The organism is Persicitalea sp., assembly GCF_041751555.1.
Lineage (GTDB): Bacteria > Bacteroidota > Bacteroidia > Cytophagales > Spirosomataceae > Persicitalea.
Genome location: NZ_JBGSXF010000509.1, coordinates 1 through 1,989 on the forward strand (window position 1 = coordinate 1; position 1,989 = coordinate 1,989).

Genomic DNA, 1,989 nt, shown 5'->3' on the forward strand with positions numbered 1-1,989 from the left:
CCCAAAAAATCGTTGACCGTAAGGAACAGGTCTTGAACGTCGTCCGGGTCTTCGAGCAAATCGATTTGCTTGTGTAGCAGGTCTTTCAAATCTCGTGCTGACATGGCTTTTTCGTTTTTTCTCAAATATAAGGAAAAGGGAATAGAACCGCTCATGCGAGAGGCTGATTGCTGGCTTTCTAGCGTTGGCGTAAACTTGGCAGCGGGGCCGTTGCAAACGGCCTATCATCTTTGGTACGCGGTCGTCCTTCGGAAGACCCCGCACAACGGCCATCGGCGGAACACTACGACGAACTGAGTAAAAAAGCAGGACAATTCGTGATGGACTAGATTTTAGCGTTGGCGTAAACTTGGTGGCATGGCCGTTGAAAACGGCCTTTTTATCTTTGGTACGCGGTCATCCTTCGGAAAACCCCGCACAACATCTTCGCGCGGAACACTACGCCGAACGGAGTTATTTCCCATGACAGAGTTTATATTTCTTACCACTGTTACAATGGCATAGGTCATTTCTTCTAACTTTTGGTACTTTCTTTTCCTTTAAAATATCCTTAATTGGTCGTTCAACGGTTTTATTTATTGGTGGGATTGAATAATTATTGACTTGATTGTAGTTAATAATATTTATTATTTCATTTGGATCTTTATCATTTAAATACTGATTCTGAATCAAGGTTAATATCATTAGTATTAAACCAATAAAACCATAGAGTTCATTTCTGTTTTTGGGAATGATATCAGAAAGAGAACTAAGTTCCGGAGTTTCTCTATTTAGCTTTTCTGAAAGAGTAGAGAAATTATCTTTGTTTTCTCTGGCATCTTCTAAAATTACCTTTAATTTTCTCAGCGATGATATGCTAACAGTTGGGGCACCAAGAAATTTAACTGTACCATCAATAAAATCATATAAACCATCTGGGATTGAACCCATGCTTCCACAATACGGACATTGACTTTTAATTCCACTTAACGAAATATTATGAGCATTTTCAATAAAAAAACTGGACTTAAAAATATGGCCATTTGGGCATATAGCAGGTAGTACTGGCATGATTGATCTAGTTTTAGTTTAAATGAAACTTTGTGTGTTCCCCGCTAACCACAATCTGTGATCGGGGTTGCATCACCTCGCGTTTGCAACGCGATCCATGTCCTAGGGTTTGTAGCTTTTCATCATATAAGCATATAGAAATCACTACACGCTACAACCCCACCTCCACAACCAACCCCGGCAACACACCCTCGCCGGATAACGCCACCGATTCACCTTTTACAATCTCGACATCACCATTGGCTCGATAGATGTACACAGCCTTTCCCTTGCGGTCGATGAGCCAGCCCAGGCGGCAGCCGTTGGTACGGTACTCCTCCATTTTAGCTTTCAATTCTTTCAGTCGGTCGCTTTCGGAGCGGATTTCTACGACAAAATCCGGGTAGGTGTGGGTGAAAACCTTGCGGTCGGCTTCCGGGATGCCTTCCCAGCGTTCCTTGGCGATCCAGGATACATCGGGTGAGCGCACGGCCCCATTGGGCAGCGTGTAGCCAGATGAAGAATCGAAGACATAGCCCAATTGAGTTTCTCGATTCCAAAGTACCACCTCGAACAAAAACTCAGCGTTGAAATTCCCGGTACTCATTCCCGTAGGCGACATAATCGTGATGTTTCCGTATTGGTCGCGCTCCATGCGCAAGTCCCGGTTAGCCTGGCAGAGATCGAAGAACATCTCCTCCGTAATGCCATCCACCGTTTGTATCAAGAATCCGTTTTCAAGTACCATTGCAAGTTATTTTTATCAAGGTTGGCTCTTTAAGGCGTCCGATTATGCTCGCTCAGCCACTGCTCTGTCAGCTGTGGGGTCCAGCCTTCTTCCTCGGCTAAGCGATCTACGGCGTCATCCAATTGTCGGGCAAAGTAATCGGCCAGCAGTTCCTTAATTTCCAATACCTGTTTTTCGCTCACAGGTCGCGCAAAGGTTTTGACTAGCTCGAC

Annotated in this window: 3 protein-coding genes; all 3 read right to left on the bottom strand. The window is 44.5% G+C overall.

Features of this window, described 5'->3' with window-relative positions; translation table 11 throughout:
* Positions 1-453: 453 nt before the first annotated feature.
* On the bottom strand, positions 454-1,050 hold the full coding sequence (locus ACEW8P_RS18070) for an SEC-C metal-binding domain-containing protein (RefSeq protein WP_373514474.1): 597 nt from the start codon (positions 1,048-1,050) through the stop codon (positions 454-456).
* Positions 1,051-1,201: 151 nt separating this feature from the next.
* Positions 1,202-1,777 (bottom strand): Uma2 family endonuclease, encoded by a 576-nt coding sequence (locus ACEW8P_RS18075; protein WP_373514475.1) that lies wholly within the window; start codon positions 1,775-1,777, stop codon positions 1,202-1,204.
* A 29-nt stretch (positions 1,778-1,806) separates the two neighbouring features.
* On the bottom strand, positions 1,807-1,989 hold a 183-nt coding region (locus ACEW8P_RS18080; RefSeq protein WP_373514476.1), incomplete at its 5' end, for a hypothetical protein.